The 24,368-nt window shown below is 52.2% G+C and carries 25 protein-coding genes and 1 pseudogene; 17 read left to right on the forward strand and 9 right to left on the reverse strand.

Annotated features, from left to right (window positions below):
- Window positions 1–7: 7 nt before the first annotated feature.
- Window positions 8–700, reverse strand: coding sequence for a response regulator transcription factor (locus NR121_RS02030; RefSeq protein WP_174350107.1), 693 nt, complete (start codon window positions 698–700; stop codon window positions 8–10).
- Between the two features lie 262 nt (window positions 701–962).
- Between NR121_RS02030 and NR121_RS02035 the strand changes: the two genes are divergently transcribed.
- The 3 genes from NR121_RS02035 (at window position 963) to NR121_RS02045 (ending at window position 4,240) form a co-directional block, all read left to right on the forward strand.
- Window positions 963–1,940, forward strand: a complete 978-nt coding sequence (locus tag NR121_RS02035) for an aldo/keto reductase (protein WP_256830327.1) — start codon at window positions 963–965, stop codon at window positions 1,938–1,940.
- A gap of 205 nt (window positions 1,941–2,145) precedes the next feature.
- Window positions 2,146–3,078: an LLM class flavin-dependent oxidoreductase gene (locus NR121_RS02040; protein WP_062409380.1), complete on the forward strand. Its 933-nt coding sequence runs from the start codon at window positions 2,146–2,148 to the stop codon at window positions 3,076–3,078.
- 142 nt (window positions 3,079–3,220) lie between these two features.
- Window positions 3,221–4,240 (forward strand): NADH:flavin oxidoreductase/NADH oxidase, encoded by a 1,020-nt coding sequence (locus NR121_RS02045; protein ID WP_062409379.1) that lies wholly within the window; start codon window positions 3,221–3,223, stop codon window positions 4,238–4,240.
- A gap of 61 nt (window positions 4,241–4,301) precedes the next feature.
- On the opposite strand, the gene NR121_RS02050 is transcribed toward NR121_RS02045, so the two are convergent.
- Entirely contained in the window at window positions 4,302–4,808 is a 507-nt protein-coding gene (locus NR121_RS02050) for a metal-dependent hydrolase (protein WP_054819601.1), read from the reverse strand.
- 233 nt (window positions 4,809–5,041) lie between these two features.
- On the opposite strand from NR121_RS02050, the gene NR121_RS02055 reads away from it, so the two are divergent.
- The 3 genes from NR121_RS02055 to NR121_RS02065 all read left to right on the forward strand — a co-directional run bounded on the left by NR121_RS02055 (window position 5,042) and on the right by NR121_RS02065 (window position 7,028).
- Window positions 5,042–5,494, forward strand: coding sequence for an NUDIX hydrolase (locus NR121_RS02055; RefSeq protein WP_062409378.1), 453 nt, complete (start codon window positions 5,042–5,044; stop codon window positions 5,492–5,494).
- 157 nt (window positions 5,495–5,651) lie between these two features.
- Entirely contained in the window at window positions 5,652–6,110 is a 459-nt protein-coding gene (locus tag NR121_RS02060) for a chemotaxis protein CheX (RefSeq protein WP_054819602.1), read from the forward strand.
- Between the two features lie 141 nt (window positions 6,111–6,251).
- Window positions 6,252–7,028 (forward strand): SDR family NAD(P)-dependent oxidoreductase, encoded by a 777-nt coding sequence (locus tag NR121_RS02065; RefSeq protein WP_054819603.1) that lies wholly within the window; start codon window positions 6,252–6,254, stop codon window positions 7,026–7,028.
- 38 nt (window positions 7,029–7,066) lie between these two features.
- Here NR121_RS02065 and NR121_RS02070 read toward each other — a convergent pair whose 3' ends face one another.
- Window positions 7,067–7,324: a DUF2573 family protein gene (locus tag NR121_RS02070; RefSeq protein WP_054819604.1), complete on the reverse strand. Its 258-nt coding sequence runs from the start codon at window positions 7,322–7,324 to the stop codon at window positions 7,067–7,069.
- A gap of 187 nt (window positions 7,325–7,511) precedes the next feature.
- On the opposite strand from NR121_RS02070, the gene NR121_RS02075 reads away from it, so the two are divergent.
- Window positions 7,512–8,306, forward strand: a complete 795-nt coding sequence (locus NR121_RS02075) for an alpha/beta hydrolase family protein (RefSeq protein ID WP_054819607.1) — start codon at window positions 7,512–7,514, stop codon at window positions 8,304–8,306.
- 99 nt (window positions 8,307–8,405) lie between these two features.
- Here NR121_RS02075 and NR121_RS02080 read toward each other — a convergent pair whose 3' ends face one another.
- The gene (locus tag NR121_RS02080) at window positions 8,406–9,062 is read right to left on the reverse strand and encodes an MOSC domain-containing protein (protein WP_054819605.1); all 657 of its coding nucleotides are present in this window, start codon (window positions 9,060–9,062) and stop codon (window positions 8,406–8,408) included.
- 148 nt (window positions 9,063–9,210) lie between these two features.
- On the opposite strand from NR121_RS02080, the gene NR121_RS02085 reads away from it, so the two are divergent.
- Together NR121_RS02085 and NR121_RS02090 are read left to right on the forward strand one after the other, a co-directional pair.
- Window positions 9,211–10,578 carry a DEAD/DEAH box helicase gene (locus NR121_RS02085; RefSeq protein ID WP_062409376.1) on the forward strand — a complete coding sequence of 456 codons (1,368 nt, stop codon included), beginning with the start codon at window positions 9,211–9,213 and terminating at the stop codon, window positions 10,576–10,578.
- Window positions 10,579–10,603: 25 nt separating this feature from the next.
- A complete protein-coding gene (locus tag NR121_RS02090; RefSeq protein ID WP_137670588.1) occupies window positions 10,604–11,143 on the forward strand; it encodes a hypothetical protein in 540 nt (179 codons plus the stop codon).
- A 74-nt stretch (window positions 11,144–11,217) separates the two neighbouring features.
- On the opposite strand, the gene NR121_RS02095 is transcribed toward NR121_RS02090, so the two are convergent.
- Entirely contained in the window at window positions 11,218–12,843 is a 1,626-nt protein-coding gene (locus NR121_RS02095; protein WP_256830337.1) for an FAD-dependent oxidoreductase, read from the reverse strand.
- A gap of 320 nt (window positions 12,844–13,163) precedes the next feature.
- On the opposite strand from NR121_RS02095, the gene NR121_RS02100 reads away from it, so the two are divergent.
- Complete coding sequence (locus NR121_RS02100) at window positions 13,164–14,420, forward strand: S-layer homology domain-containing protein (RefSeq protein ID WP_256830338.1); 1,257 nt, start codon at window positions 13,164–13,166, stop codon at window positions 14,418–14,420.
- A gap of 182 nt (window positions 14,421–14,602) precedes the next feature.
- Complete coding sequence (ilvA, locus tag NR121_RS02105; RefSeq protein WP_062409372.1) at window positions 14,603–15,856, forward strand: threonine ammonia-lyase IlvA; 1,254 nt, start codon at window positions 14,603–14,605, stop codon at window positions 15,854–15,856.
- A gap of 74 nt (window positions 15,857–15,930) precedes the next feature.
- Here ilvA and NR121_RS02110 read toward each other — a convergent pair whose 3' ends face one another.
- The gene (locus tag NR121_RS02110; protein ID WP_074730209.1) at window positions 15,931–17,238 is read right to left on the reverse strand and encodes an aminotransferase class I/II-fold pyridoxal phosphate-dependent enzyme; all 1,308 of its coding nucleotides are present in this window, start codon (window positions 17,236–17,238) and stop codon (window positions 15,931–15,933) included.
- Window positions 17,239–17,434: 196 nt separating this feature from the next.
- Between NR121_RS02110 and NR121_RS02115 the strand changes: the two genes are divergently transcribed.
- Entirely contained in the window at window positions 17,435–18,211 is a 777-nt protein-coding gene (locus NR121_RS02115) for a DeoR/GlpR family DNA-binding transcription regulator (RefSeq protein ID WP_054820188.1), read from the forward strand.
- Between the two features lie 114 nt (window positions 18,212–18,325).
- A complete protein-coding gene (kduI, locus tag NR121_RS02120; protein WP_171005945.1) occupies window positions 18,326–19,159 on the forward strand; it encodes a 5-dehydro-4-deoxy-D-glucuronate isomerase in 834 nt (277 codons plus the stop codon).
- 76 nt (window positions 19,160–19,235) lie between these two features.
- Here kduI and glsA read toward each other — a convergent pair whose 3' ends face one another.
- Entirely contained in the window at window positions 19,236–20,186 is a 951-nt protein-coding gene (gene glsA, locus NR121_RS02125) for a glutaminase A (protein WP_062409370.1), read from the reverse strand.
- Window positions 20,187–20,751: 565 nt separating this feature from the next.
- Between glsA and NR121_RS02130 the strand changes: the two genes are divergently transcribed.
- The 4 genes and pseudogenes from NR121_RS02130 (at window position 20,752) to NR121_RS02145 (ending at window position 22,356) form a co-directional block, all read left to right on the forward strand.
- A complete protein-coding gene (locus NR121_RS02130; protein ID WP_054820186.1) occupies window positions 20,752–21,234 on the forward strand; it encodes an FAD-binding protein in 483 nt (160 codons plus the stop codon).
- A gap of 17 nt (window positions 21,235–21,251) precedes the next feature.
- Window positions 21,252–21,521 (forward strand): annotated as a pseudogene (locus NR121_RS02135) (IS3 family transposase); the annotation flags it as partial.
- A gap of 74 nt (window positions 21,522–21,595) precedes the next feature.
- Window positions 21,596–21,820 (forward strand): ABC transporter substrate-binding protein, encoded by a 225-nt coding sequence (locus tag NR121_RS02140; protein ID WP_054818904.1) that lies wholly within the window; start codon window positions 21,596–21,598, stop codon window positions 21,818–21,820.
- Window positions 21,821–21,888: 68 nt separating this feature from the next.
- A complete protein-coding gene (locus NR121_RS02145) occupies window positions 21,889–22,356 on the forward strand; it encodes an ABC transporter permease (protein WP_054818905.1) in 468 nt (155 codons plus the stop codon).
- A 234-nt stretch (window positions 22,357–22,590) separates the two neighbouring features.
- Here NR121_RS02145 and NR121_RS02150 read toward each other — a convergent pair whose 3' ends face one another.
- Entirely contained in the window at window positions 22,591–22,887 is a 297-nt protein-coding gene (locus NR121_RS02150) for a hypothetical protein (RefSeq protein ID WP_054818906.1), read from the reverse strand.
- Window positions 22,888–22,926: 39 nt separating this feature from the next.
- The gene (locus NR121_RS02155; RefSeq protein ID WP_054818907.1) at window positions 22,927–24,117 is read right to left on the reverse strand and encodes a helix-turn-helix domain-containing protein; all 1,191 of its coding nucleotides are present in this window, start codon (window positions 24,115–24,117) and stop codon (window positions 22,927–22,929) included.
- Between the last annotated feature and the right edge of the window lie 251 nt (window positions 24,118–24,368).

Below are 24,368 nucleotides of genomic sequence, written 5' to 3' on the forward strand. Positions count from 1 at the left end.
ATCTGCGTTACTCAACTTTATATCCCACTCCCCACACGGTTTTTATGAATTTGGGCTTTCTCGGGTTGGCCTCGATCTTTTCGCGGATTTTGCGGATATGGACCATGACGGTGTTGTCCGAATCGAGATAGGCTTCCTTCCAAACGGATTCATAGATTTTTTCGATGCTCCATACGGTGCCCCGATGACGGGCAAGCAGCTCAAGTATGGCGAATTCACGCGGCGTCAGCCGAACCTCTCTTCCGTCCACCTTCACTTCATGGGTCAACGTATTGATCGTCAGCTCGTCCACCTCAATTTCATGGTCTTTGTTGGGCAGCGCCACGTTCAGCCGCGTATACCGGCGAAGCTGGGATTTGATTCGGGCGATCAGCTCCAGCGGGTTAAAGGGCTTCGATACATAATCGTCGGCCCCTGTGCTGAGGCCGAGAATTTTGTCCATATCCTGACTCTTGGCGGAGAGCATGATGATAGGCATGTTTTTTTGCTCGCGTATTTTGAGGCAGGCCTCGATTCCGTCCATCTTCGGCATCATAATGTCAAGCACGACAAGGTCGACCTCTTCCTTCTGCAGGATGCTCAAAGCCTCTAATCCGTTCGCAGCCCGGAGAAGACGGAAGCCTTCATTTTTCAAGTAAATTTCCAGCAGATCTATAATTTCTTTTTCATCATCGACCAGAAGAATCGTATGTTGAGCCATGGTTAAGCGGCCTCCTTTATATCCAAAGTTTTGTCAGGCGTGATTCCGAGATCATCATAACATGTTTCATTCTACCCGATAAATCTTAACGGTCCTTTGGTTAAAATCTTAAATCATTCTTAATCCAAAGCGGAGTTAAAGCAGGATGTACCGCTTGTTCCAACGGTTGACAGACCTGATTTCATCTTGGTACCATCCTTTTAGAGTTGATGATGAAATTGAAAGTGAAAGTGGACGGAACTCAGGGAGGACGACATTAGATATGAAGAAAACCATTCCATTGCAAAAACGGGGCATTCCCGCCAGCCGTCTGGTGCTGGGATGTATGGGATTTGGCGGAGGCTGGAACCGCAATCCGCTTACCGCGGACGATTTGAAGCAGGCACACGCTGCGGTGGAAACGGCTCTTGCCGCCGGCATCACCATGTTCGATCATGCCGATATTTACGCCTATGGTAAAGCGGAGCAGGTATTCGGCCAGGTGCTTCGGGAACGTCCCGGGCTTCGGGAGCAAATGGTGCTGCAATCCAAATGCGGCATCCGGTTCGATGAAGGCACCGGCCGTCCGGCAAGATACGATTTCTCTGCGGAGCACATCCTCTCCAGCGTGGACGGGATCTTAAGCAGGCTTGGCGTCGAGTCGCTCGACATTCTGCTGCTGCACCGACCGGACCCTTTAATGGAACCGGAAGAAGTGGCCGACGCTTTCAGCAAGCTGAAGCAGGCCGGGAAGGTGAAAGGCTTTGGCGTATCGAACATGAGCCCGGCGCAAATCCGGTTTCTCCAGTCGCATCTGGATGCGCCGCTGCTTGTGAACCAATTGGAATTAAACCTGGGCAAGCTGGATTGGCTTGAAGCCGGTGTGCTGGTGAACCAGCAGGAGGGCGCCGAAGTATCGTTTCCTGAAGGGACGATCGAGTTTTGCTGGATGGAACAAATTCAAATTCAAGCCTGGAGTCCGTTGGCCAAGGGGGTATTCACCGGCCGGGAGCCGGAGAATCAACCGGAATCGGTTCGTCTGACCGCCGCCCTTGTCCGGGAAATGGCTGAACGGAAAGGGACTGCTCCGGAAGCCATCGTATTGGCATGGCTGATGCGCCATCCGGCAGGCATCCAGCCTGTACTGGGCACGATCCGGCCCGAGCGCATTCAGGCCAGCGCCGAAGCCTTACAGGTAAGCCTGTCCCGGGAAGAATGGTATTCTCTGTATGTGAGCTCCAGAGGACGAAAAATGCCGTAATCGGCTTGAAGAGTAAAGACCTCGCGCTTGCAACGCCGTCAGGCGGAGCGGTACGGGGTCTTTATGGTCTGTACCGCTTCGTATAAACCCGGCGTTATTCATACAGATTAATCCTATTGGAAACCCGCAAAACATGGTTTTCCGGTTTAGGGCTGTTTTTGATATGATGAAGTGTAAGCAATACACATAGAGAGAAGTGGATTTCATGAAGCTTAGCGTGTTGGATCTTGTTCCCGTCTTTCCGGGTGCCGACTCTGTACAAGCTCTGGAACAGGCGGCGCTGCTTGCTCGTACGGCGGAAAGGCTGGGCTACTGCCGTTATTGGGCAGCCGAGCATCATGATATGGAGGGGCTCGCGTGCACTGCGCCGGAGGTGCTGTTAGCCCATATCGGCGCCCGCACACAGCGGATCCGGTTAGGCTCGGGAGCGCTGCTGCTTCCTCATTACAAGCCGATCAAAGTGGCGGAACTTTTTCATATGCTGGCTGTCCTGTATCCCGGACGAATGGATTTGGGCATCGGGCGGGCTCCCGGCGGCTCAGCGCACGTCAGTATCGCATTGAGCGGCAATTTTTTGGAAAATGTCAGCGTTCTTCCGGAAACAATTCAGGCTTTGTCGGAATTGCTGGCCGGCCATTATCAGCTTGAAGGCCATTCTGTTAAGGCACGGCCGACTCCGCCCCTCCCGCCGGAAGTCTGGATGCTCGGCACGAACCGCAAAAGCGCCTCGTATGCGGCCGAATTCGGTACAGGTTATGTTTTCGGACAGTTCATGAGCGACCAGGATGGAGTGGAGGTGCTATCGGCTTACAGACGGGAGTTCAAGCCTTCGCATCTTTCCCAGGAACCCCGGATCATCGTGGCCGTGGGCGTTATTTGCGCCGACACGGAAGAGGAGGCCCAAAGCCTAGCGGTCAAGGCGAATGCATGGTTTAGACCGGAAGGCCCTGCAGAAGAGGAGAGTGCACACTTCGAACGAAAGCTGCTCGCGGGAACTCCCGGGCAAGTGAAAGCGAAGCTGGAACAATTCAGCAGTATGTACGACGCGGATGAGTTTCTCATCGTCACCATGGTACCCGATTATCGCAAGCGGCTGCGTTCCTACGAGCTGCTTGCCGATGTGGTATTCACACCATAAAAGTGTGAGGAATGTCCAATACGGCCTACTTATATCGTTCAACCTTGTTCAACCGAATCCCAAACGGTCCCAAGAGTTGTAAATAATATCCATTTGGGGTACTATTGTCATAAAACCACATTGTGCAAAGGAGCAATCATTTATGGCTGTGTTATCAACTCCTTTTACCGTAAAGAGCCTGGAATTAAAAAACAGAATCGTCATGCCGCCGATGTGTCAATACTCCGTTACCGCAAAAGACGGTGCCCCGAACGACTGGCACTTTGTCCACTACGTTTCCAGAGCCGTTGGAGGAGCGGGGCTTCTCATCATGGAGATGACCGATGTGGAGCCGGATGGCCGCATTACAGACTATGACCTCGGATTATGGTCCGACGACCAGATTCCTGCGTTCAGAAGAATTATTGACGAAGTACATAAATATAACGCCAAAATAGGAATTCAAATCGCCCATGCCGGGCGCAAAGCGGAGGATGCGGAGGTACCGGTAGGACCTTCCGACATTCCGGTGAGTCCCCGATTTAAGAAGCCGAGGGCTCTGTCAACCGGGGAAGTCAAGGAAATGGTCGTGAAATTCCGGGAAGCCGCCAGACGGGCCGTTGAAGCCGGGGTGGACACGATCGAAATCCATGGTGCCCACGGGTATTTGATCCATCAGTTTCATTCTCCGGCCATCAACAACCGCAGTGATGAGTACGGCCGTGATTTGGCGAAGTTCGGTGTGGAAGTCGTTCAAGCGATCAGAAGCGTCATTCCGGAGCATATGCCGCTTATTATGAGAATCTCGGCAATCGAATACATCGATGGAGGCTACGATCTGGATCACAGCCTTGAGATCGGCCAAAGGTACAAAGAAGCCGGAGTGGATGTGTTCCATATTACGAGCGGCGGGGAAGGGCCTGCAGGCCAAAGAAAGCCGGGAAATTATCCGGGTTATCAAGTTCCGATGGCGCGCGCCTTCAAGCAAGCGCTTGGCCTTCCGGTCATCGCGGTCGGTCTGTTGGAAGATCCGAAGCTGGCGGAAGCGACCGTCGCTAACGGCGATGCCGATTTGATCGCGGTAGCCCGCGGCATGCTGCGCGATCCTTATTGGGCGATTCATGCGATTCAGGCCGTATCCGGCCAGCCGGAGCTGCCAAAGCAGTACGAAAGAGCGTATTAAAAACTGAAAATAGCTGCCATGCGGGTGTTAAAGCCCACGGGCAGCTATTTTTCATTTCACGCTAAAATAGGCGGGGAAAGCCGATCGCAGAAACCGGAAGCCATATCCCGACGGCAAGAAGCATCCACCGAAATACCGTTTCGCTGGTCGAGCCCGTATCAACTGCCAAAAATTTTGGAAGCAGGCGGACCCTCGCTTTGAGCGGCCAAAATAAATGAACTCCCTGTTCATTGAACAAGTCGATGAGCGGGTGCGATAAATAGGCGGCGATGAAAACGGCATGATATAATGGTGATAAAGGAAGAGAAAGCACCATTAATGTCAAAATAAAGACAATGGAATGCGTCATTGTCCGATGGCGCACGTTGAGAAGCCGCAGCAGAGCGGACACGGGGAAAAGCAGCTTGGCCATCGTCGATCCCTGCTTGTCGACATCAGCCAAAGGGCCGGCCAAACAGCCCAGCAGTAGAGCTCCTGCGGCTTCCCAGGACCAAAAGGAACCCCCATGATAAACGATCACAAGCTCAGCGGCTACAAGTCCGGCCGCGCTATGTGTTTTTTGCAGCATACCAATCCTCCCGTTCAAGCATGACATGAAGTGAATTTTGGGGAACCTTATAGCATTCGGACGATGGAATGAAATAGGGGCGGTAGGGTTCAAACGATTTGGGCTGGACGACCAAGCGAGGTCATCATACACTGTAGAACGCGGAAGGATTGGATCAAGCGATTCGAGATAAAAATGGATGTTCGGCAGGTCCTGTTCGGTAATGGCAATGAACATCGGTGTGGAGGCAGCTTATGAGCAAACCATGGTTTCAAGTCAACAGTGCAGTATATATGTTATTCATACGGAATGGGAAAATTCTGATGCTGAGACGGTCCAATACAGGGTATGAGGACGGAAAACTCAGTCTGGTTGCCGGGAAGCTGGACGGAAACGAGGAAGTCAAGCGTGCGGCGGTGCGGGAAGCGGAGGAAGAAAGCGGCATAAAACTAAGCCCGGAGGATTTGGAGGTAGCCTGCGTCATGCATCGGCTGTCGGATAAGGGAGAGTGGATCGATTTCTTTCTTAAGGTGAACCGGTGGGAAGGGGAACCGGTGAACAAGGAGCCGGATAAATGCTCCGAAATGGGATGGTTTCCATTGGATCGGCTGCCGGATGACACGATCCCTCATGTGCGTAAGGCGATCCGCAATGTGCTTGATGGTGTCTTCTATGACAGCTACGGATGGGATGAAATCGTGGAATGAAACTAAATTCCTGAGTCTAATCGTCTATAAACTGTGAATTTTCACACGAAACAGGACATTATTCTATACTTATCGTACTGCTTTGGGTATAATGAAGTAACGAAAAAAGTCCTATGATTTCGAAGAAAATTGCCGAAAAAAGGAGACCATTAATGTTATGAAGGCAGAGCTCATCAATCCGTTCTTGGAATCGGCTAGAATCGTTATTGAGCAAGTCGCCAATATCCGGCCGTCCACCGGTCAGCTCGGCATCAAGGAAGTGAAACTTGTTGAAAACTACATCTGGATTCAAATCGGGATGACCGGGCAGATGGAAGGAGACATCGTATTCGGGCTTCACGAAGAAGTGGCGTTGAAAGTCGTTTCCGCAATGATGGGAGGCTTTCTCATTACCGAGATGGATGATATGAGCAAAAGTGCCATATCGGAGCTCGGCAATATGATCAGCGGCAATGCCAGTACGATGTTATACAATCAAGGGGTACGCGTAGACATTACGCCGCCAAAGCTGATGCAATCCGCGAACGCGGCAGGCTTTGATGCAAAGAGAGCGCTCACCATTCCGCTTATTATGGATGGGATCGGGGAATTGGACATTCAAGTGCTGATTGCTTAATGATCATGCAGTTGAAATGATAGCTAAATTACGTGTAAGCTGATAGCGAAGGCTTCATTCCGGACCGTACGGGCCGTGAAGAGCTTTCGCTTTTTTCTTTCTTTCAATGTCAAGCAGGTGTGCTAAGGGGGCATACATACAATGGACTTTCAAGGCAAAATCGTGGTGATTACCGGCGCTTCGAGCGGTATAGGGGCTATGATGGCGCAGAGGCTGGCCGCTCTGGGCGCAATTCCGGTTCTGATGGCGCGTTCGGAGAAAAAGCTGGTGGAAATCGCCTCTCACATCAACGGTTCGCACAGCGTTTATGTGCTTGACGTGACTTCCTGGGAACAGGTGGCCGGGACGATGGAACGGGTGATCGCCAAGCACGGACGTATCGACATTCTGATCAATAATGCCGGATACGGCGTGTTCGAAGCCTTTATTCATGCGGATTTGTCCGAGATCGAGAGCATGATGGACGTCAACTACATGGGGGTCGTCCGCTGTACGAAGGCCGTGCTGCCGCACATGCTGAAGCAGGGCAGCGGACATATCGTGAATATTGCTTCTATGGCCGGTAAGATCGGATCGGCCAAATCCAGCGGATATTCGGCCTCAAAGCATGCGGTGCTGGGCTTCACTAACTGTCTGCGGCAGGAGCTTGTCGGTACCGGCGTTCATCTGACCGCGATCAATCCGGGACCGGTTGACACACCGTTCTTCGACCGGGCCGACCCTACCGGACAATACGTGAATAACGTCAGATGGTTTATGCTAAAGCCGGAGCAGGTGGTTCAGAGAGTGCTCACGGCGATCAAACGCCGGACGCCGGAAGTGAACATACCGTTTATGGCGGCCTTCGGAGTGAAGCTGTACCAGCTGTTCCCGCGTTTGTTCGATAAGATCGCCTATCGGCTGTTGAATAAAAAATAGGAGGAAGAGGCCGTCTATTCCAGCGAGCCTAAGCCCGTCTATTCCTGTTTCTGATTCTCGTCTTTCAGCTTGAGATGGAGGCTGCGCACTTCCTCGAACAGCTTGCGTATCTCGGCTTTGCCTTCGGGATGCAGCTGATTCCAGTGGCTGGTCAGAGCAGGCATGGTTTTATGTATGTGGTTGTAAATCGACCATACTTTTATTTTCTCTACCATTTCGGGAGAGGCATCGCCTGTGACAAGCTCGGAGAACTTCTCCACGAGCCCGTCGAACTCTTCCGTAAATCGTGAATTCATTGAAAACCCACCTTTCCGGTCATACTACATCATAGTTTATCCTGAAGTTACCATAGTGTCAAAAACGGAGTGAAGAAGCATGCAAACGAAAACGCAAGGGAGTACGGAATGCGGAGAGGACAAGCCTGCCGGGCGGAAAACGGCGCTGCCTGCGGAAGGCGCATGTGCCGGCGTCCCGGAGGATGGCATGCTGGTGGAGCGTGAACCCCTGAGAAGCCTGGTCAAAGGGATCAAGCTGTATCTGCTGACCTATATCAGTCAGGGCTTGAAGGTCAAGGGCTATTTGGCCGTTCCGGAAGAAGGGGTTCCGGGACCGGGATTGCTTTACTGCCGCGGCGGAATCCGCAAGGTCGGAATGGTGCGCAAACGGCGTATTTTCGATTTGGCCAGACGGGGGTATGTGGTGTTCGCCCCCTTTTATCGCGGCAATGAAGGCGGGGAAGGCCGGGAGGACTTCGGCGGAGAGGACCGGTTCGACGTATACCATGCGGTGAAGCTCATGCAGTCTCTGCCGGAAACGGTGCCCGGTCCGGTTCCGCTGATCGGCTTCTCCAGAGGAGCGATCATGGCGATGCAGGCGGCCAAGGAATGTCCGGACGTCGGTCCGGTTGTCGTCTGGGGCGGCGTGAGCGACTTGTTCGACACCTACGAAGAGCGTGTGGATCTCAGGCGGATGCTCAAAAGAGTCGTGGGGCACCCGAGGAAACAGGCGGAAGCGTATGAGCGGCGTTCGCCGGTATATTGGACCGAGCAGGTGAAGGTGCCTGTGATGATCGTCCACGGGACAAACGACACGCAGGTCAACGTATCCCATGCGCGCAAGCTCGCCGCGGCGCTGGAGCGGGCGGGCAAGGACTACGCAATGGAGCTGTACGAAGGCTTGGAGCACCGGTTTCCGAAAGAGGACGATAAGCGTGCGCTGGATGCCGTATTCGCCTGGATTAAACGAAAACAGGAGGAGATGAACCGTTTCAGGGCATAGGGAGTCAAGATGACATATGACATACATCACCTGCACAGCTTCGGTGATCGGTGCAGGTGTTTTTTTTATGGGCTCCAGGGCTTGCGACCGCTGATTTTCTCAGGAGCCGCCGCTTTTGCCCTCGAGTCTTGCACGAAACGTCTCCTTCCAGCTGGCCGACAGCTCTTCCGCCTGAAGCAGCTCCTCCATGGCCTTCCAATTCGTTTTCTCCTGATGCATGATACGGTTGGCGTATGCGATGGTGATTGGCTTGGAAAGCCGGCCGACGGGAATAAGCCCGTTTTCTTTACTCACCCGGCCCTCTTTCAGAACGCGGAAGTAATACCCCGTATACCCGGTGTTCTGAACCTGCAGAGGCATATCGGGTCTGCCCAGTTTGACCGAAAGTTTAAAGCACGGCTGACGCGGCTGGCTGACTTGAACGACCGCCTCGCCTAAACGGAACGTATCCCCGATACAAACCTGCTCCTCCGTCAACCCGCGGATCGTCAAATTTTCTCCGAAGGCTGCCGGCGGCAAAGGCTGGCCCATGACGGACTCCCAGTAAGCATAATGTTCATGCGGATATACGCAAACGGCCTTGTCCGCTCCTCCATGATGGACAAGGTCCGCTTGTCCGTCTCCCTCAAAATGCAATCGGGTCAAAAAAACCGGGCCTGAGACAGGATATTTATAGATCCCCGTAAGAAGATCTTTCTGATGATAGGAAACGGTCTTTGGCAGTCCTGTGTTAATGGACACGATATCGATGCTCATAGATACCTTCCTTTCTTTGATTAGGGGTATTATATCGCGCTTGTCCGGTATGGATCAATTCATTTTTCCCGGCCGGAAGATACACAAGAGAAATTAAAGCTGCAATTTGGTATACTAGGAAAACGAGAGATGCAGAAGGGATGATGGAATGAATACGGGCTTTGCTTCTTTACCTATTGCTCCGGCGTATGTCAAACGGCTGCAGGAGCTGGACATCACCGAGCCTTCGCCGATTCAGGCGGAGGCGATACCGATCGCGTTGCAAGGAAGGGATATTGTTGCCCAGTCGCAGACGGGAACGGGAAAGACGCTTGCCTATTCCCTGCCGCTGCTGCACAAAGTGGAGGAGTCGGTGCGGGAGGTACAGGCGCTGGTGCTGGTACCGACCCGGGAGCTTGGCATGCAGATCGTCGCAACGCTGGGGGATTTAACGAAGGACAGCGGGATTCGGGTACAGCAGCTGATCGGCGGAGCTTCCATCGAACGGCAAATCGACAAGCTCAAGCTGAAGCCCCAGATCGTGGTCGGTACCCCCGGCCGCGTATATGAGCTCGTCAAGCTGAAAAAATTGAAGCTTCACGGGATTCGCACGGTGGTTGTCGACGAAGTGGACCAGGTGTTTGAGCTTGGTTCGATGCAGGAGGTCGAGGCGCTGTTCAAAGGCATGCTCCGCGACCGGCAGCTTATGTTCTTCTCGGCGACGCTCCCGGCCCCGCTTCAGAACGTGATCGACCGCTGGATGAATGATCCGGCCTATGTGCGCGTCAATCCGGCGCAGCGTACGTCGGAGATGCTGGAGCATCTGTATTTCGTCTGTGAGGAGCGGGATAAGATTGACACGCTGCGCAGGCTTGTCCGGTTGTATAACCCGAAGGCCGCGATCGTGTTTATCAACGAAACGGACAATATCGGTGAGGCGGTGGCCAAGCTGCAATATGTCGGCTTGTCCGTGGAAGGTCTGTACGGCGAAGCGTCCAAACAGGACCGGGCCAATGTCATGCAGGCGTTTCGGGCGGGCAAATTCCAGCTGCTGCTGGCTACCGACGTCGCCGCACGCGGTCTGGATCTGCCGCAGGTAACGCATGTCATCAACCTGGACCCGCCGGTGGATGCGGACCATTATGTGCATCGCGTGGGCCGCACGGGCCGGATGGGGCGGAAGGGACTGGCTTTGTCGATCGTTACGCCGCGGGAGCAGTTTATCATGGACAAATTTGCCCGGGCGCTCGGTATTGAAATTAAACAGAAAGCGATGTATCAAGGCAAAGTAATCGATCCAAGGCCGGAGAGAGGACCGCGCCGGGCGGGAAATAAGCCCGCAGAGCGCAAAGGGCCGGGCGGCGAAGCTGCGCCGGCGGGTCCGGGTCAGGGCAAGTCTGCCAGGGTGAGCGCCAAGGGCGCGCCGGCCGGGCGGAAGGCGCCTGATAAACGGAAGCCGGAGAGGGAGCGCGACCGCAAAAACAAGGGCGCTCCGAGGTGGCTGAAGGAGAAGCAGCAGGAGAACCGGAAGCCGTAACGAAAGACCGGGGTGGGATGTTCAAGTGATCGTGTTCATCAAACGGCTCGCGGCCTTGGCCGTCATACTTGCGCTTCTAGCAGCGGGCACGGCATGGTACGTTCGTCCGGCCAAGCCGCTCGACCTGTCTTACGTACAGCCGGATTTACGGGGTAAGCTGACGGCGATGCTGTCGACCCGAAGGCCGGAGATGGTCCTGACCGGGCGTGAGGTAAACGATCTGCTGAAGCAGGCGCTCTCGGCAAGACCTGAGCTGCATCCGGGTGTACTGGTGACGGGAGCTGCGTTTGCGCTGCAAGACGAGCGGTTATCCGCTGACGTGAATCTGCTTGTGAGGCAGCGGCTTGAGGCGGGAGCCAGGTTGTGGTTCAAGCTGAGCTGGACGGAGCCCTATTTGACGGCGGTCCATACCGGCACCGAGATTCGCGGAATATCCGTTCCGCTTGAATGGTTTCGGCTCGATCCGCTGCAGTTGGACTTGAACGCCGATTTGCCGAAGCAGTTGAGGATTCGTGAGGTAGCTTTTGAGGGTTCTACGGTCAGGTTAAGTTTTAATATACGTTAGCGCAAAATATAACAACCCACGCCAGGTGAATAAAAAACGGACCCGTCAAGGTCCGTTTTTTATGCTGCAGCCATTTATGGCTGCTTTCGCTTTTTTACATACTGGGCGTAGACGATTTCGCCCGTATCCAGCTTGGCGATTTCATCCGCCGTCCAACCGGCGATCTTGTTGTTGCCGGTCACACCGGCCAGCTTGATCGCATATTTGCTTGCAAGATAGTCATGAAGCGCTGACATGTCGGCTTCATTCACTTCGCGCAGCTTCTTTTTGCCTTGAATTTGGCCTAGGATGACGCCGATCGATTCCGCCGCGAGACTGGTGTTCGGCTGAATACGCGCGCTGCCGAAAGCGATGGCGGAGGCTCCGACATTTTTGCCGGCCATGATCACGTTATCGTAATCCTTGAGCAGAAAGCTGCGCAGCGGCATTCCGTATTTGTCGGGACGGCCCATCTCGATGCCCCATTTATTCGCACTGGTGCCCTGCAGATCAAGCGGATAACCTCCGATGCTGACATTATCCCAGAACATGTTGGCCCCCAGCATGTCCGAAGGCTTGAGCACATAATCGGTTTCGTAGTGATTATACTCACGAATATACAAATAGTTCGGGAAGCCGTTCAGCTCCGCATGTTCCCAGCCCACGATGTTTTTGCGGAAATGGTCCAGAATCAGCGGAATTTCCCTTTTGCCGAGCTCCATCGCTTCGGCGACCGACTTGTCGTCGGAGGGGTCGACGGTATAAATCAGGAACGCATTAATGATCACTTCGCCATCCCGCTGATGAACCGCATTCAGTCCGCGAAGAAAGACGCGATCGTTGGTCGGCTTGTATCTGTTGGTCATCCCCGTGAGTCCGATCGCATAGCTGTGATCGACTTGACCGTAACCGTACTTTTGGCTGCGTTCCTGCGGGGTCAAACGGTTAAAATGCTGCTGGAATTTCGTCCAGTCGACGTTTTTAAACTTCATCATCATGCCGGAGCTCATATATTCGATCCGGCTTTGTCCGTAGAACTGTTCCAGTCCCGGCAGACGGGTCACCTCAAGCCTGCTCGCCATCGCGGCGTAATCGGTATTCTCCACCCAATAAGAAGACTCAATCCGTTTCTTTTGGCCTTCCCTGTCGGTGTATTGAAGCGCTCCCACCCTATGGGTGCCGAACTGTCCCTGAAGCTGTTCGATGCTGTTGATACGGATGCCCTGCTCTACAGGAATGCCTTGAATAAGCTTATCAAAATATTGCTGGAATTCATTGAGCTTGCGGATTTTTCCGTTACGAAAGCCGTCGAACAGCTCCTTGGCTCGTCCCTGAACCAGCAGACGGCGCGCGTCGTCGCGGGTCTCGTCCAAAAAGAGCATTTCTCCCTGCAGCACTTGTCCGCCGAAGGCGTCGCGGGTATCGAGAACTTTTACTTTAAGCCCTTCGTCCGCGGCGGCACGGGCCAAATAGAGGCCCTCCAACTCACTGCCGATAATGACGACGTCCGCCTGTTCACTTGTGAGGGAGGAATTCGGGTCCGGTTCCGAAGGGGGTGGTATCGGCCCGTTAACAGGGGTCACGCTCTCAGGTAATGTTGCCGCCATATTCGGCGGGCCCGTGCCGCCGCCCATGGCCAAAGCATAAACCGCCGCAAGGATGGCCAGTGCCAGAACCGCCAGCAGGGCGGTCATGTTTCTTTTTTTGGCATTCCTCCTCAAACACATTCGCTCCTTTAATCGATGGGGTTCAAGCTCCATATTTCTATCGTTTCTGCTCTGTTAAGTTTATCATTTTTGGCAAGGTTGGGCAAAAGCACCCCCACAAACATTTTTGAGGCGGCGAAATGATTTGGTGAAGCAAGGAACTCTTCGCGAAGGTTCTGAGATCAAGACTACATGACATGCGTGCACCCGCTTTACGAAGTGGCGTCCGGACAAGCGTTATCCAGCGTTACGGGATGCCGCCGTTCGCCGGTCTTTTGTCTGGACGGTGTGGCTTGCGCCTGTCGACAAAACAAAACCTTCAAAGGAGAATGACGATGAACACAACATTTAAAAAGACGGTTATTTCCGCATTGACTCTGGCTATGGTGCTGGGTGGTTCTACCGCCGCGTTTGCCGACGGTCAAGGTAAAGAACGCGATAAGGCCAAGAACGACGATTGGAAAGATCGTTATGAGTTCCGTTATGATAATAAGAAAAATGATGATAAAAAATATGCCGGTAAAGACATCAATGTCAATATTAAACTGAGCTTTGACGACTTGAAAGGAAAAGACGTCGAGTGGGCGGCACGATACATAGCAAGTTTGGCATCCAAGCGCGTATTTGAAGGATATGAGGACGGCACCTTCCAGCCGCGCAAAACGATTTCCCGCATTGAAGCGATTACAGCGGCAGTCCGTTTGATGGGTCTCAGAGATCAAGCCGAATCCGATGCGGCGAAGCAAGCCAACCTGAACTTCAAAGATGCCGACAAAATTAAAAAAGACTACCCTTGGGCGACTGGCTATGTTTCGGTAGCGCTGCAAAACGACCTGTTCCTGGAGACGGACGACAAGGTGCAGCCGGAGAAAGAAGCGGATCGTCTCTGGGCAACGATGCTGCTTGTCAAAGCGCTGAAGCTCCAGGATGAAGCCAAGGCGAAAATGAACGCGCAGCTGCCTTTCAAGGACGCTAAGCAAATCCCTGCCGGAGCGGTCGGTTACGTAGCGGTTGCATTGGAGAGAAATCTCATTGACGGCTATGAAGACAATACGTTCCGTCCTTACAAGCCCGTAACCCGCGCCGAGCTCGCAGCGCTGCTTGACCGTACGGGAACCCAACTGCCGGATCGTACTTCCGTAAAAGGAACGGTCAATGCGGCGGTAAGCAACAACCTGCTCCCGGTCAAATTGCAAAACAACACAACGGTGAATGTTGAACTCGACGCAAACGCCTTTATTTTCCGCAATGGCGCCAAAGTAGCGGCGACGGAACTGCGCGCGGGAGATCAAGTGCTGATCCGCACCTATAACGGGAAAGCCATTTATGTTGAGGTTTTGAACCAAACGAATGACTCCGAGCAGCGCGTGGACTTCACGGTAACCGGCACGCTGAACAACTACACGCTGAATTCCAAAGGACAGCTTGCCACCATTTCCATTAATCAGTCGGTAAACGGCGGAGTTCAGTCCGCGGTATACGGCGTATCTCCCGAGCTGTACATTTCCGGTGACCTCAGCTTGCTGACTGCAGGCCGCTCGCTCGAGCTGAGAGGCAAAAACCAAATCGTACACACCATCATTATTCGATAGATGATAGATCAGATCAGAAAAAAGGTTAGAATTACATGAAACTGCAGTCCTTCATTCAGCGCCCGGCGCTTGGTGAAGGGCTCTTCTTTTTTTGCCGGTAAAGACGCGAGGGTGGACACGATCTTCTTTAGGTGTATAATTAGTAGGAAAATATGGTGACAAACGTTGGAGGAAGCGCCCAAATGACTGCACAACACATCAAGCTCGAGGACATTATCGTTGCCAGCCACGTGCTGAAGGATGTTGTCCAACACACCCCACTGCAAAAAAATTTCATCCTGTCCGAGAAATACGGCTGTAACGTTTATTTGAAACGGGAGGATCTTCAGGTCGTCCGTTCGTTCAAAATACGCGGTGCCTATAATATGATCCGCAGTCTTCCCGAAGAGAAGCTGCAAAAAGGCGTGGTGTGCGCCAGCGCCGGCAATCATGCGCAGGGTGTCGCCTATTCCTGCAAGGCGCTGCAAATACCGGGAAAAATTTTCATGCCGACAACGACACCGCGGCAGAAGATTTCACAAGTGAAGCTGTTCGGAGGCCCGTTCGTAGAGGTTCTGCTGATCGGCGATACGTTTGACGATTCGCTGAGGGAGGCTTTGGCCTACTGCGACCGGGAAGATATGTCCTTTATTCACCCGTTTGACGACCCTAAGGTAGTGGCGGGACAGGGAACTATAGGCCTGGAGCTGATGAACGACATGCGGGAGCAGGCCGATTACGTGTTTGCCGGCATTGGCGGCGGCGGTCTGATTGCAGGATTGGGCTTGTATATCAAAAGCATCAGCCCTGCAACGCAGGTCATCGGTGTCGAAGCTACCGGTGCGCCCTCGATGCGGCAGTCGATCGATACGGGGGAGATCGTGACGTTGGGCGAGATCGACAAGTTCGTAGACGGCACAGCCGTCAAGCGGGTCGGCGAGATCAACTTCGACATCGCCCGCGAGGTCGTCGACGATATTGTCGTAGTGCCGGAAGGCAAAGTCTGCACGACGATTCTCGAGCTGTATAACGAGAACGCGATCATAGCGGAGCCTGCGGGTGCGCTCCCGGTTGCGGCGCTGGAGTTCTACCGCGAACAGATTGCGGGCAAGAACGTGGTGTGCGTCATCAGCGGTGGCAACAACGACATCGACCGGATGCAGGAAATTAAGGAGCGGTCGCTTATCTATGAGGGTTTGAAGCATTACTTCATCGTCAACTTTCCGCAGCGCGCCGGTGCCCTGCGGGAGTTTCTGGAGTATGTGCTGGGGCCAAACGACGATATTACCCGATTTGAGTATACAAAGAAAACGAGCAAAGAAAACGGGCCGGCTCTGGTCGGTATCGAGCTGAAGCATAAGGAGGATTACGGTCCTCTGATCGAGAGGATGAAGCAAAGAGGCCTCGGTTTCAGCGAAATCAACAAAGATCCGAATTTGTTCAGCTTGCTGATCTGACCCGCGCCCCGCATAAAAAAAAGCCAAGTCCCCCTCCTCGTACGGAGCGGGGGACTTGGCTTTTTCTCATGAATTTAATTGGAGGAGCGCTTCTCAATATCCAGCACACCTTGGTAGATCGTTTCGAACAGCTCTTCGATATTCTCTTCCTCGATGCAGGAGAAAGCAACCCGCAGGTCCGTTTCGCCAAGAGCGATGGTGCCAATGCCGTACTGCTCCAAGAGATGGACGCGCAGCGTTTCGGCATCGACGGTCTTCAGCTTCAGGCACATGAAATAGCCGGAATTGAACGGGTAGTATTCCCAGGCGTCGTCGAATTTGCCGCTGTCGAGCAGCGCTTTGGTGCGGTTGGCACGGCCCTTCATGATCTCGAATTTCTCCCGCTTCTGCGCATCGAAATCCGGAGATTGCAGCGCGCGCAGCACGAACGTTTGGGACGGATGCGGACCGCTGGAGATCGTCGCGCGGATGATGCCCATCGTTTTCTGCTCAAGCGCGGCCAGCATGGCGTCGCTTTGGCCGGCATAGGTGATGAAGCCGACCCGGAAGCCCCATACGTATTCTTCTTTGGTGGCGCCGTCGATTTTGATCGACAGGACGCGAGGATGCAGATCCGCCAAGTCTCCAGCCAGCGATTGATGCAAGGAATCCTCGAAGAATAGTCCGAAGTAGGCGTCATCGGTCACGGCAACCACGTTGATACCGGCTTCCGCGGCGTCCTTGATGGCCGCTACGATGGTACGCCCTTCTTCCGGTCCCGGCGTGTAGCCCGTCGGATTGTTCGGGAAGTTCAGCAGGACGATCGCCTTGCCTTTGTCCTTCTGCGCCAGCAGGGCGTCACGGAGTCCATCCGCGTTAAATTTGCGCTCGCTGTTGTACAGCGGATAGTATACGAGCTCGGCTCCGCGGCGAATGCCGAAGGTCAGCTCGTAGTTTTCCCAATTCTTGTCGGGGATGACTACAGCGTCTCCCGGTCCGGCGAACAAATCGGCCACGATGCTCAGCCCGTGCGTCAGCGCATTGGTTGCAATCGGATTGCCCAGGCTTTTGCCCTGAAGAGACGGGTTTTCTTCGAGCATTTTGCTGCGCCAAGCGGCACGCAGCTCCGGTTTGCCGGCAGGCGGCGCATATTCGTAAATGTCCTTGGGATTATATGCGGACAGCGTATCTTGAATCACCTTCAGATGCATCGGCTGGCCTTTCTCCAGCGCCGTACCGATGGTAGCGTTGAATTTCTTGGCTTTTGCCTTAGCTTCTGCGGATTGGCTGAGAATGCCTACCTTGGGGAAATAGATTTGCTTGCCAAGATCGGAAAGCATGTCGTATACATGCTGGTTTTCTTTCGCGATCGTTTCGTTCAGCTGGCGTGCAAGTGGGTTCATTCTAATTCTTCCTTCCATGTTCTTCTTTGGCATTAGCCCATATTATATCATTTTAGCCCGGGAGCGTCACGATGCTTTTTACAAGCGCGGATGCCGGAGCGTACGTTTCGTTTTTTTCAAGCGGAGACATCTTGGTTTTGCCGGGAAAGCTGTGTTACGATGGGTGAAACGATATTTGCAGGAGCGGAGGCATCCGATGTCAGCCATCAAACGTTACGAAAGCATAATGGAGCAGCTGATAGCCAAAGGAGAAGTGACCGTTGCCGATCTGGCCGCCCGGCTTGGGGTAACGGGTAAAACGATTCGTCAGGATCTGGAGAAGCTGGAGGCCAAGGGACTGCTGCTGCGAACCCATGGCGGTGCGATCCTGGCAAACGAGGGATATTCCGGTTTGTTCCCGGACAAGACGCCGAACGGCAAACAGACGAATGAAAAATACGAGGCCGCCATGTGCGCATTATCCTTCATAGAGCCTAACGATATTATCGCCCTGGACAGCGGCAGCACCACGCTGCAAATCGCCCGTCTTTTGGACAATGAACCGCTCACGGTCATCACGAACGATCTTTACATCATTAGCGAGCTGATCAGGAAGGATCAGATCCGGCTTGTCGTTCCCGGAGGCTTCCGGAGCCGGAATCTGCTGGTCAGCGAGGATGCGGGACGTTTTTTGCAGAAGCTGAACGTGCAGAAGGCTTTCCTGTCGACCACCGGGATCCATCCCGAGTACGGCTTTACGATCTTTACGTATATGCATATGGAGCAGAAGCAGGCGTTGATCCATTCAGCCAAGCAGGTGTTTTGCGTTGCCGACAACAGCAAATTCGATAAGTGCGCGCTTATTACGTTCGCCAAGCTTTCAGACATTCCGGTCATCATTACGGACAGCGGTTTGCCTGAAGCAACGGCGATTAAATATGAGGAGGCAGGCGTTCGCATTGAACAGGGAGGTTCCCGGGGTACGAAGGGATAATAAAAATATGTTCAAATTGGTTCATTTTAGTTCAAAAATAATTTATATGTACTGAAATGAACGTTCGTATTATAATAGCAAGTGAATACGTTATCGGGAGGAATTCATATCATGATGGAAAACCGTTATGCCACCCATCCGACAGATACGAAATCGTACGATACGGAACGCTTGCGCAAACAATTTTTGATGGAGGGTTTGTTTGTTCCCGGACAGCTGAACATGGTCTATAGTCATGTAGACCGCTTGATTACGGGCGGCGTAATCCCGCTAAAAGAGCCGGTCAAGCTGGAGGCCGACAAGCATGATATCGGCGCGGATTATTTTCTGGAGCGCCGCGAGATCGGGATCGTCAATATCGGTGCCAAGGGAAGCGTAATCGTGGACGGAACCGGGTACGAGCTGGACAACAAGGACGGCTTGTATGTCGGTCTCGGCAACAGGGAAGTATGGTTCAAAAGCGCCGACGCATTGAATCCGGCACGCTTCTACCTGAGCTCCGCACCTGCGCACCAACATTACCCGACCGAAAAAGTAGCGATCGGCCGGGCGGAACCGGCGTATTTGGGATCCCTCGCCCAATCCAACGAGCGCACGATCTATAAATACTTCCATCCGAACGGCGTGCAAAGCTGCCAGCTCGTGATGGGCATGACGCTGCTGAAGCCGGGCAGCATGTGGAATACCATGCCCAGCCATACGCATAGCCGCCGTTCGGAAACGTATCTCTATTTCGATATGCCGGAGGACGGCGTTGTGTTCCATATGATGGGGGAGCCAAGCGAAACGCGTCATCTCGTAGTGCGCAATGAGCAGGCGGTCATCAGTCCGAGCTGGTCGATCCACAGCGGCGTCGGCACATGCCATTATACGTTTATTTGGGCAATGGCCGGAGAAAATCAGGAATTCGCCGATATGGATATGATCGCGATGCAGGACCTGAGATAAGCCGTCATGAACCAACAAAACACAAGCCTCAACCGCTTTGGCGGACGAGTCTTGTGTTTTGTTTGCTTCCGGCGGCTTAAAACATGCTCCAATCGAAATGCACCGAAAGCGACTGCAGCAGATGTACGCCGGCGATGCTGTTGCCTTTGTCGTTGAGCGCCGGACCGATGACGCCGATGCCGTAACGGCCGGGAACCAGCGTCATAATGCCCCCCGAAACGCCGCTCTTGGCCGGCAGGCCGACACGGATGGCGAATTCCCCGGAAGCATTGTACATGCCGCAGGAAACCATGAAGGTTTTGGCGATCTGCACGTAACGCCGGGGGATCAATGTGCGTCCGGTCAGCGGGTCCGTGCCGTTCATCGCCAGCACCAGAGCCATTCGGGCCACGTGACGGCAGGTAACCTCGATCGAGCAGTGCTTAAAGTAAACGTCGAGGATTTCCTCTACCTCGTCGGCCTCGGTAAGCACCTGGTTATCCTTAAGGAAATAGGCCAGCGACCGGTTGCGGTGGGCGGTAGACGACTCTGAACGATACACGGCTTCGTTGTATGTGAGCGACGCGTCGTCGGCAAGCTCCCGGAAAAAAGCGAGTATGCGTTCCGTTTTTTCCGCCGGTGTGACTCCGTGGATCAAAGAGGAAACGGCAATAGCCCCGGCATTGATCAAGGGATTGAACGGTTTGCCCGGCTCCACCAGTTCCAGCTTGAGCATGGAGTTGAAATCGTCGCCCGTCGGCTCCATCCCGACCTTCTGGAATACGCCTTCCTCGCCCCGATCCATTAGTGCAAGGATTAGTGTGAACACTTTGGAAATACTCTGCATGGTAAAGCGCAAGCCGCAGTCGCCCGATGTCACCACCCGGCCGCTGCCGTCCATCACTGTAATCCCGAGCGCATCGGCAGGAGCGTGACCCAGCTCGGGAATATAGGAAGCCGGCCGGCCTTGAGACGTTACGCTCCGGCTCGCTTCCAACCATTCGGGCAGCTTCTGTGCAAGCTGGTTTAATTCGGATTCGTTGCTCAAACCAAAAACCTCCTTTATCAATAGAATAGCTTTTTTGCACATGAAAGAAAAGCTTCCATGGGAGCAGCGGCGCAGGCTGGTTGTGGATTAAAAGTTGTTAATATACAGGATTTGGGATCCATTCTTCATCAAAAACAAAAAAGTTTTGTAGACTCTTTGCATCAAAGTGGTTATGAAGTCCATGATGAGCGGGTGAATGAGTCTTGCCAAAGTCGCCTAATGTTTGTAGATCGCGCCTATAAATGGCCGCGTCCCAACGAATTCTAGACAACACATGTGAAACAACTTCAATTGGAAAGTCCGTGTATTGTGAAAACTTTTTTCAGAATCTTGACTGATAATTTGTGGTTGAACGCTGACATCAGACCTAAAAAAAGAGAAGAAGATATAGAGAAATTTATCGCAAGAGGGAATTCTCTCACGAAAGCGCAATTGGCTTGAAACATTATATGATCAGACAAAAACAGGAACTCAAAAGTTAGTCCAATTCGGCTATCCATTCCCAACTGATGAACCTGGAATTCCAATTTGCAGAAATTTGCAAGGGCCAGAGTATATGCGTCTTATGAGAAGAACCATCCAAAAAGCAGGGGTTAAAATATTTGATCGTTCTCCGGCTTTGGAACTGCTAGCAGATTATTCTGGAGTTGGCGGGGCAATCGGCGTGAATTTGGATACTGGAGAAGATTGGATAGTAAAAGCAAAATCAGTTGTCATAGCCACAGGGGGATGCGCATTTTTAAGCAACGCACTTGGATGCAATGTACTGACGGGCGATGGCTATTTGATGGCTGTAGAAGCTGGAGCGGATCTATCAGGAATGGAATTTTCCAATGCCTATGGATTTTCAACCGATTTTTCTTCATGTACCAAAAATCTTCTGTATCACTGGGCGACTTTTTACAATGAGGACGGTTCTATCATAGAGAAAAGAGATAAACGATCGCTGTCGAAAATTTTGCAGGTAAATCCGATTTATGCCAAATTGGACAAAGCGACAGAAGATATTAAGGTTGCGATGAGATATGCACAGCCAAACTTTTTTTAGCCTTTGATCGGTTGGGTATTGATCCGTTTCAAGAGCGATTTCCGATTACACTCCGTGGCCGATCGCTGAGTATGAAAGGCTGTCCGTACGACAACGCTGTCGCTGAAGCCACCTACAAGATCATGAAAACAGAGTTTGTGAATCAGATGAATTTCCAGAGTCTTCGTCATCTGGAGTTGGAATTATACGATTACGTGAACTGGTTTAACAAGTATCGCATTCATGGAACCTTAGGCTATATGACGCCTGTTCAGTATCGCCAAGAAGCCCTTAAAAAAATTGTCTGATTTACTGTTGACAATCCAGCATTATAAAAAGTTGAAAAAAGTAAATCCTCTGACCATTCAATATTTAAAAAGTAATGATATCCGAGTTATTAGCGGTTCAATTAACGGGGGCTCTTTATTATATAGTAGGAAAAGACTCCGGAATCAATAATTTAAAAGATTTAGTCGGGAAAACCGTTTCCATCACAACCAAAGGCAGTACCGTGGAAACCCAACTTCGCATGCTTTTAAAACAGGAGGGCTTGGCTGTTACAAACGATGAAACGGGAGTACAAATCATTGCCCGCAACAAACTTTAGGAAAAGGAATTTGTTCGTTTTATGCGTTTTATGAGGGGATATCATCAGGGCAACTTCTAGAAGCGACATTGGAAAGCGTACGCCGATTATTAATTGCGTACCTGATTGCGATTTCGGTCGGTACGATGTTGGGTTTCTTGTTTTCCCGCTACCGTTTCTTGGACGAAACCTTAGGATTTATTGTCGCAGCTCTTCAGACAGTCCCCAGTATCGTTTGGCTGCCGTTTGCAATCATTTGGTTTGGACTTAATGATACTTCGGTTATTTTTATTACTGGTATCGGTGCAACCTGGACGATGGCGTTATCCAGTCGAACCGGATTTATCATTTCGCCTTTATATTTGCGGGATGCCCAAACTCTAGGTACCGGGAAAGGTTTCCGTTTGTTTTATCAGGTGATTGTACCCGCGTCTTTTCCTCATCTGATGAACGGGGTACGACTCACGGCTTGGCGCAATCGAATTCGACAGGGTTGCCTCAAAGCAGCATTTCATAGTTGTCACCGCCTCGATGCCCAAACCGGTTTATCCGGATAGTTTGACCTTTCTTTTCTCGATGGTGCATGTGATGTGCCAGAAATACGCAGTTAGCTTGCCGCTGCACAGGCAGGAGCAGCAGTTCGCCCGTGTGGGATATTACGTTGTCGCGGCAAAGGCGAACAGGCTGTTTATTGGAGCCCTTTATGCCATAGTCACGTCACATCCGGACTCTTGTCGTTTCACCTAATCTTTTTCCATCATACACTCACTCCCACTGTTGCTAGGTGGGGGTTATTTGACGTACACAGCGAAGCTGTAAGAACTGTAGTCCGCGAGAATACCGCCGAGGACAGGGGCGGCACTCCCGCCATGCCTAAAGAGATCTTTGCTTTTGTAGAGGACTGGACAGCCCCCAAAATGACTTGTATCCACGCCTAGAACACCCGTTCCTATTTGGCTTCGTTTGCTTAACCATTGACCGACAAAGTCGGGTCTGGGGATCGACATCACGTATTTGGGCGGATGGGTAAAGGACCCATGTCCCTGTTTATCATCGATTTGGTACAGCCGCAGAGTGATCGCTTTCAATTCAACATTCCCTTGCCTTCTTTATCCTTAGCAGTAACTTCAATAAAGAACCTCCTTCTGCCAGGCGCCTTTCATCGGAGATAAAGGAAGTGCCGGCAGCTGTAACTCCTGTGCAGCGATGCTCAGATATCTGATATTATATGAAATCTCCATTTGGCTTTCTGGGGATGCGTTTTGACCCAGATGCGCTGTGGGGTCGAAGTAATTCATCATGTTCAGATCGTGTTGGTACAGGGCTGCATCCCATCGGATTTTTGAAATGGACAGGCGGATCACATCGGAAGGGAAACCGGTTTCGGCCGCGAAAATTTGTACTGCCTTATTCGGTTGCTCCCGGATCAACCGGTGGGCATGCAGATGCGCCTTTAAATAAGCGATGGTCAAATCCTCGTGGTCCAGTGACCAACGTTCGTCCGCCACCACAAAGGCTCTGAACCCTAAGCCCAGCTCATAATTGAAGATCGATTTTCCGATGTTTTGGTGATGAACGAGGCTTAAGAAGGGCTCCCACATGATCGATGCGCTGATCCTCCCTTGGCGCAAGCTTTCGATGCTGTCCTCGATAGAACGGTGAATGATCTTCCACTCATGCATACTGTGGGATTCCAGCATTTTTCTTAACCGGTACTCTGCATTGGTGCGGAAGGTCGTCGCTATGGGCAGAGCGGCAAGCTCGGATATGCTCTGCAGCGTCAAATAGGTTGGCACCACCATCCCGAATCCTTTGCCGTCTTCGGATTTCCCGCCAGCAGCAAGCAGAACCGGACGGAAGTCCGGCAATAATTTGCTGATGGTATGGCTGACCGCAAGGGCGTAATCCCCGAAGGTAGCAAGCTGTATTTGGCCCGCGACCATTCCTTTAACCAATTCCATCCCATCCTTGGCTTTGTGCCACTTGATCTCGATCCGGTTATGGGGACGGATGCGCTTGAGTTCGCCTTCAAGCAGTCGGAATTCCTTTATGATTAATGGGCTCCACATATGTGTTGACGCAGTGGTATAGCCGATGGTTAAGGATTCGTCTTCCGAGGAAGGGGGAGTCGAGTACCGCATTTGGCTTAGCTCCCTGTACCAGCGCAGTACCTCATTTCTATCGAAATATATTTCTTTGCCGATTTTTACGCTTGGCAGCTGCTTAAATTTGCGCCAGCGGTCAATGGTCGAGCGGCTAACATCCAATAGTTCCATAACCTCCAGGATATGAATTAAATTGAATTGCTCTTTAAGCATCTGACAACACCTCTTACCTGTAATATAATGGCAATTTTCTTCAATTTTGGTCAATGTTCTTTGATATTTGTCAAATGATTGACACAATGAAGTTTGAATCCTAGTATAACGATATGAATGCATGTATTTCAATCTTGTTTTGGAAGGAAGGGGGTGCCGCTGGCCGAATACGGATCATGCAGAACGGCTTCACAAATGGTTGAATGGTCAAAAAACGGGGGCTCGTTTATTTGATCTCACTCCTTATTCAT

It is taken from the genome of Paenibacillus sp. Pae15 (assembly GCF_024519685.1).
Taxonomy (GTDB): domain Bacteria; phylum Bacillota; class Bacilli; order Paenibacillales; family NBRC-103111; genus Paenibacillus_G; species Paenibacillus_G naphthalenovorans.